At 74.9% G+C, this 6886-nt stretch carries 7 protein-coding genes; 6 read left to right on the forward strand and 1 reads right to left on the reverse strand.

Translation table 11 applies throughout. The features are described 5' to 3' along the window. Positions 1–36: 36 nt before the first annotated feature. Positions 37–1026, reverse strand: coding sequence for a TauD/TfdA family dioxygenase (locus ACZ55U_RS12140; RefSeq protein ID WP_465525189.1), 990 nt, complete (start codon positions 1024–1026; stop codon positions 37–39). Positions 1027–1407: 381 nt separating this feature from the next. Here ACZ55U_RS12140 and ACZ55U_RS12145 point away from each other — a divergent pair, with 381 nt between their 5' ends. Genes ACZ55U_RS12145 through ACZ55U_RS12170 form a run of 6 tightly spaced genes read left to right on the forward strand, consistent with a single transcriptional unit; the run spans position 1408 to position 6777 of the window. Continuing rightward, positions 1408–2967, forward strand: coding sequence for an ABC transporter substrate-binding protein (locus ACZ55U_RS12145; protein WP_465525191.1), 1560 nt, complete (start codon positions 1408–1410; stop codon positions 2965–2967). Then, a complete protein-coding gene (locus ACZ55U_RS12150; RefSeq protein ID WP_465525193.1) occupies positions 2964–3962 on the forward strand; it encodes an ABC transporter permease in 999 nt (332 codons plus the stop codon). Before ACZ55U_RS12145 ends, ACZ55U_RS12150 begins: the two co-directional genes overlap by 4 nt. Further along, the gene (locus tag ACZ55U_RS12155; protein WP_465525195.1) at positions 3959–4807 is read left to right on the forward strand and encodes an ABC transporter permease; all 849 of its coding nucleotides are present in this window, start codon (positions 3959–3961) and stop codon (positions 4805–4807) included. The genes ACZ55U_RS12150 and ACZ55U_RS12155 overlap by 4 nt, the downstream gene beginning before the upstream one ends. Continuing rightward, complete coding sequence (locus tag ACZ55U_RS12160; protein WP_465525197.1) at positions 4804–6321, forward strand: ABC transporter ATP-binding protein; 1518 nt, start codon at positions 4804–4806, stop codon at positions 6319–6321. Before ACZ55U_RS12155 ends, ACZ55U_RS12160 begins: the two co-directional genes overlap by 4 nt. A 7-nt stretch (positions 6322–6328) precedes the next feature. After that, the gene (locus tag ACZ55U_RS12165) at positions 6329–6607 is read left to right on the forward strand and encodes an ATP-binding protein (RefSeq protein ID WP_465525199.1); all 279 of its coding nucleotides are present in this window, start codon (positions 6329–6331) and stop codon (positions 6605–6607) included. Positions 6608–6645: 38 nt separating this feature from the next. After that, a complete protein-coding gene (locus tag ACZ55U_RS12170; protein WP_465525201.1) occupies positions 6646–6777 on the forward strand; it encodes a hypothetical protein in 132 nt (43 codons plus the stop codon). Positions 6778–6886: the final 109 nt, after the last annotated feature.

Raw genomic sequence — 6886 nt, forward strand, 5'->3', positions numbered from 1 at the left:
TTTCGAGGGGGGGTGAGGCGGCGTCGGTGGCGGGGCTCAGGCGGCCCAGGCGGTGAGGGCGGCCTGCCCGTAGCCGTGTTCGTCGTGCTCGGCGAGCGGGCGGGTGGGGCGGTTCTCGACGCGGACGGAGGCGCGCTTGAGCCAGCGGTCGGTGCCGTCGTAGCGGGCCCGGAAGGGGACGCGGCCGTGGACGACGATGTCGTTGTCGACGACCAGGACGTCGCCGGGCTCCAGGCTGACCGCGACCGAGACGCGGGCCAGTTCCCGTCCGAGGCGCTCGTACGCCTCGCGCCACGCCCGGTCGCTCTCCTCCAGTGGGGTGTAGGCGGGGTCGTAGCGCATGGTCAGGCCCTCGGGGGAGTCGAAGAGGGTGGGCACCGGCGCGGGCCGGCCGGGGAACCGCCGGGCCCGCTCGTAGGCGTCGTCGGGCAGGATCGGGGCGACGGGCCGCTGGAGCTGTTCCAGGTCGGCCGGCGCGAGTTCGGTCAGGCGCACACTGGCGGCGGTGGTGGCGACGCCGTCGTGGTTGCGCAGGCAGCACAGCAGCAGCAGGTGGGCGCGGCCCGGGTGGAAGGCGTCCTCGGTGTGCGGGGTCAGCAGGACCGAGCTGGAGGCGCCGGTCTGCTCGTCCTCGTGGCCGGGCGAGGGGACGATGTTGTGGACGAACCGGCCGTCCTGCTGGCCGTCCCAGGCGATCGGGGTGCCCATCAGGGCGGAGACGAGCAGCAGGGTCACGTCCCACACCGCGCCGGCGCCGGCGGCGGTCGACCAGTGCCCAGGGGTCGGGCCGAGTCCGGCGTCGTCGAGGTCCAGGCCGCGCAGCACGAACAGGCCGTCGGCGGTGTCGACCGGGCGCAGCCGGTGGCGCAGCGCCGCACTGAACGGGGCGCACGTGGCGGGCAGGTCGGCCAGCAGGGCGGCGCTGGTCGCGCGGCCGTGGCGCGCCAGCAACTCGGCGGCGGCGGAGGTGAGTTCCGCGGCGGTGGCGGCGTCGAGACGGCGTACCGGGGCAGGGGAGGTGGGCACGGCGGGGCCTTCCGGGGACGGGGAGGAGGGTTGGTGCGCGGGCACGTGGCATCACCGCGCCGGTGTGGGACGGCGGCGGGAGCTGCGCGTGGGGCGTGATCCTGGACGGCTCGAACGGCCGGACGACAGGAAACCTAACAACGACTCAGAAGTTAGGCAAGCCTTACCCGGTCGGATGTCCCGAGGGTGCGCGGTCCCGTTTTCCCGGGGGCGGCGCAGGCGGCGCACCGGCCCAACTCGCCAGCTCAGGAGGGGTTTCGCGATCGGCGGGGCGCACGGCCGGGGGTGGGGTGCGCTGCGCCCGGAGGGTTGCGCCCTGTCCCGAACTTAGGATAGGTAAACCTAAGCAATTTGGGGTGCGACTCGAATCGAGGAACGAACGTGGGCGTCACCAGACGACAGCTGCTGTGGGCCGGTGCCGGTATCGGGGCCGCCGGCGCACTCGCTGCCTGCGGCGGCGGCACGGGCGGATCCGGGAACGCCTCGCCCTCCGGTGCTGCCTCCCAGCAGCCCCGCGCCGGGGGCACGTTGAAGGTCGGCGCGCTCGGCAAGGCCTCGGCGGTCACCCGCGATCCGCACGGCACCCAGGCCAACGAGAGCGACTACCTGATCATCAGCCTGATCTATGACACGCTCGCGATACCCGGGGCCACGACCAACACCGCCCCCCGCCTGGCCGCCTCGTGGAAGCCGTCGCAGGACCTGAAGACCTGGCGCTTCACCCTGGCCGACGGCGCCACCTTCCACGACGGCACCCCGGTCACCGCCGACGACGTGGTCTGGTCGCTCAGGCGCCTGCGCAACACCCCGGCCGGCCGGAGCCGCCTGCCCGGCATCCAGCCCGAGGGCATCACCGCCGAGGACCCGAAGACCGTCGTCCTGGTCTCCGACTACCCCAACGCCGACCTCCCGCCGCTGACCCGCCTGACCACCTTCGTCCTCAAGAAGGACACCAAGGACGACGCGATCGCCGGCGCCCCCGGCACCGGCCCGTTCAAACTCGACTGGTACCGCGACGGCAACGCCCGCCTGGTGCGCAACGACAGCTGGTACGGCGGCAAGGTCCTCCTCGACGCCATCGAGGTACGCCTCTTCGAGAGCCCCCAGGCCCTGGCCAACGCCCTGCTCGCCGGACAGATCGACGTCGCGTCCAACGTCGGCGCCGTCGCCGCCCGCACCGCCGAGGCCCGCAAGGACGTCCGGATCGTGCGCCGCCCCAACGACATGGCGATGCCCATCGTCATGCGCACGGCCGACGGCCCGTTCGCCGACGTCCGGGTGCGCGAGGCCCTCAAGCTCGCCGTCGACCGCGAGGCCATGGTCAAGCAGGTCCTCTCCGGCTACGGCAGCGTCGCCAACGACATCCTCGGCACCGGCGACCCCGCCTTCGCCAAGGACATCCCGCAGCGCACCCGGGACCTCACCAGGGCCAGGCAGCTCCTCGCCGACGCCGGCTTCGACACCTCCAGGACCTACGACCTGATCACCACCGAGGACATCGCCGGCCTCGCCGAGTCCGCGACCCTGTTCGCCACCCAGGCCCGCGAGGCCGGGGTGAAGATCAACGTCGTCAAGCAGGACTCCAAGGCGTTCTGGGACGCCACCTGGCTCAAGGGCACCCTCTACACCACCTACTGGGGCACCAACGACTCCGTCGTCTTCTTCGCCTCCAAGACGATGCTCTCCGACGCGGGGCAGAACGAGTCCGGCTGGAACGAGCCCGCCTTCGACGAGACCTACCGCAAGGCCATGGGCACCGCCGACGCCGCCGAGCGCGACAAGCTCCTCCACCAGCTCCAGGAGACCGAGTTCGCCCGGTCCGGCTACCTGCTCTGGGGCATGGCCGACGGCATCGACCTCGCCGGAGCGGCCGTGCGCGACCTGCCCACGCTCCCCGGCTACGGCCGCGTGCAGCTCGAAAAGACCTGGCTGGCGCGTTGACCACCCTCCACCCCGCGGACGCGCGAGCGTCCCGGAGCCTGCCGGCCCGCATCCTCCCCGGTGCGGGCCGGGTCGCCCGGCAGGCGGTGCGGCGCCTGGTCCTGCTCGTCGTCCTGCTCGCCGCCGTCTTCGCCGCCGTCGAGCTCCTGCCGGGCGACGCCGCGGGCGCCACCTCGGACCGGGGCGTCACCGCCGCCGACCTCGCCGCCCGCCGCGCCGCCCTCGGGCTCGACCGCCCGGTCGCCGAACGCTTCTGGGACTGGATGACCGGCCTGCCCACCGGCGACCTCGGCACCACCGCCCACGGCCGGCACGTCACCGACGTCCTGGCCGGCCCCTTCCCCAACACCCTCCTGCTCGGCGGCCTCGCGCTGGTCCTGAGCACCGCCGGCGCGCTCGCCCTCGGCGGCTGGGCCGCGCTGCGACCGGGCGGGCGCACCGACCGGGCCGTCGACGCCCTGTCCACCACCGCGTTCGCCCTGCCGGAGTTCGTCGTCTCCGTCGGCCTGCTCCTGCCACTGTCCCAGTGGACCGGCTGGCTGCCCGCCGTCACCCTCACCGGCCCGGACGGCAGCCCCGAGTCCTGGACGATGCTCGTCCTGCCGCTGCTCTCCCTGACGATCCCCCAGATCGGTTGGAACACCCGCATCGTGCGCGGCGCCCTCGCCGACCAGGCCGCCCTCCCGCACGTCCAGGCCGCGATCCTCGACGGCCTGCCCCGCCGACGCGTCCTCAGCCACCACATGCTCCCCGGCGCCCTGCCCGCCGCCGCCGTCGGCATCGCGACCTCCGCCGGCATGCTGCTGGGCGGCACCGTCGTCGTCGAGACCCTCTTCAACTACCCAGGCGTCGGCGCCGTCCTGGCCGGAGCCATCACCGACCGCGACACCCCGCTCGTCGCCGGAGTCGTGGCCGCGGCAGGAGCCTCCATCAGCCTGCTCCTGCTGCTCGCCGACCTGATCCGCACCACCACCCTCGGAGACGAGCGCCGATGACCGTCCCGACCAAGCCCGCGGCCGACAAGCCCGCCACCCGCCGGACGGGGCGCGTACTTCTGCGCGCCGCCCCCGCCCTGCTGCTCGTCGCCCTCGCCCTCGCCGGGCCGCTGCTGGCCCCGCACCCCATCGACGCCCCGGTCACCTTCCCCTACACCGCGGCGGGCGACGGCGCACCGCTGGGCGGCGACCAGCTCGGCCGCGACGTCCTCAGCCGCCTGCTGACCGGCGGCGCGCCCCTGATCGCCACCGCCCTGGCCGTCGCCGTCACCGTCACCTCGGCCGCCACCGCCCTCGGCATCCTCGCCGCACTGCGCCCCGCCCTCGGACGGTGGATCGAACGCGCCGCCGACCTGACGATCCTGCTGCCGTCCGTCCTCGCCATCATGCTCATCGCCCTCGCCTGGCCCGGCGGCGGACGCCTCGCCGTCGCGGCCGCCGCCACCCTGCTCGGCATCCCCTACGCGGTGCGCATCGTCGCCGCCGCGGCCGCCCCCCTCGCCGCCACCGGCTACGTCGAAGCCGCGGCGGCAGGCGGCGAGAGCCTGTGGCACCTCACCGTGCGCGAGGTGCTGCCCAACCTGCGCTCCACCGTCCTCGCCCTGTTCGGCCTGCGCTTCGTCGAAGGCGTCTACATCGTCTCCGTCGCCGCCTTCCTCCAGCTCGGACCCCAACCACCCGAAGCCGACTGGGCGTTGATGATCCGCGAGAACGCCGCCGGCATCACCCTCAACCCCTGGGCCGTCGGCGCCCCCTGCCTCGCCATCGGCCTGCTCGCCATCAGCGTCAACCTCGCCGCCGAGGCTCTCGCCCCCGCCCGGCCCACCCCGGAGACCCCGCTGTGAGGACCCGCGCCCCCGCCGCCCAGGCGACCGGACTGACCATCAGCCTCGACGGCACCCCGCTGCTGACCGACGCCACCCTCACCCTCACCCCGGGCCGCGTCACCGCCATCACCGGACCCTCCGGCGCCGGCAAGACCACCCTGCTGCGCGCCCTCGCCGGAGCCCTCCGCCCGGGCGCCCGCGTCCGCGCCGGAACCCTCACCGTCCTCGGCCACGACATCCTCGCCCTGCCGCCCGAGGAACTGCGCCGCCTGCGCCGCCACCAGCTCGCCTTCGTCGGCCAGGACCCCGGCTCCAGCCTCAACCCCCGCATGCGCGTCGCCCGGCTCATCACCGAGACCGCCGCCGACCGCCGTGACAGCTCCGTCGCGGACCTGCTGTGCGCGGTCCGCCTGCCGTCCGGCGAAGGCCTCGAACGCCGCCGCCCCGCGGGCCTGTCCGGCGGCCAGCAACGACGCGTCGCCCTCGCCCGCGCCCTCGCCCGACGGCCCGCCGTCCTCCTGCTCGACGAACCCACCGCCGGGCTCGACACCGCCCTGCGCGACGACATCGCCGACCTCCTGCGCGACCTCGCCGACCGCGAGGACATCGCCATCGCCCTCACCAGCCACGACCCCGACTTCGTCGCCCGCTGCGCCGACGACGTCCTCGCCCTGGGGCCCCACCGCCTGGAGTCCCACCGCCTGGGGCCCCACCGCCTGGGGCCCCACCGCGTGGAGCCCCACCGCCACGCCGGCGACCCGGCGCCGTCCAGCGCGGCCGCGCGCAGCCGCGTACCCCTCCCCACGACGGAGCCCGTCGTGACGGTCAGGGCACTGGAGGCCACCGTCGGCACGGGCCGCGACCGCCACCACGTCCTCACCGCCCTCGACCTCGACCTGCCGCCCGGCGCCCTCACCGGGATCACCGGCCCGTCCGGCTGCGGCAAGACCACCCTGCTGCGCGTCCTCGCGGGCCTCCACCGGCCCGACGCCGGCACCATCACCCTCGGCGGCGAACAGCTGGCCGCCTCCTACCGGCGCCGCAGCCGGGACCAGCGCCGCCGCATCCAGCTCGTCCCCCAGAACCCGCTCGGCGCCCTCAACCCCGCCCACACCGTCGGCGCCACCCTCACGCGCCCGCTGAAGCTCCACTTCGCCGCGCCCACCGCCCGCTGCCTGGAACGCGTCGCCGACCTGCTCACCGCCGTGGGCCTCACGCCCGGCCACGCCGCCCGGTACCCCCACGAACTCTCCGGCGGACAGCGCCAGCGTGTTTCCATCGCCCGCGCCCTGGCCGCCGAACCCGACGTCCTGCTCTGCGACGAGATCACGTCCGCCCTCGACGCCGACACCGCCGACGGCATCATGGGCCTGCTGCGCGAGCTACGGGACGACCGCGGCCTCGCCGCCGTCCTCGTCAGCCACGACCTGCCCCTGGTGTCCGCCCACGCCGACACCGTCCTCGCGCTCGGGCACTCCGGCGCGTCCCCGGCCACGGACCGCCGCCCGGCCCCGAGCCCCGTGCCGAACTGAGCCCGACGTGCGGCTCGGCCCCGACCGGATGGCCGGCCGGGCCCACCTCGACGTGGCCGACGACGGCCCCGCCGCGACCGAACCGGGCGCCCGGGAGAACATCTTCGAACGGTTCGCCCGCCTCGACGAGACCCGAAGCCGGGACGACGGCGGCGCCGGCCTCGGTCCTCCGACCACCCGCGACCCCGCGGCCGCCCACGGCGGCACGCTCACCGTCCTCGACACCCCCGGCACGGCGGTCCTTCGGACCTGCCTCCCGATGCCGGGCGATCCGGCGAGGTCCTGACGATCCGGGGGGCGGTGGTGACCCGTCCGGGACGCCAGGTGGACGCTGACCTGCTCGCGATCGTCGACAACTTCGAGCGCGGCGTCGTCACGATGCGCGGCTCGGAGCGCATCGGCCTCGAGGTCCCGCGTCCCGAGAGCTTCGTGTACGGCACCTTCAAGGCGCACTGATGGCCGCCCGCAAGCCCCGTTACCTTCTTCGTGGCCCTGAAACGGGGCTCCTGGCCTCCGGGTCCGGCATGACTGTTGCCCCCTGTCGATCGCATGACCTGGGGGGTGG

The sequence above is a fragment of the Kitasatospora sp. NPDC034533 genome, assembly GCF_055575155.1.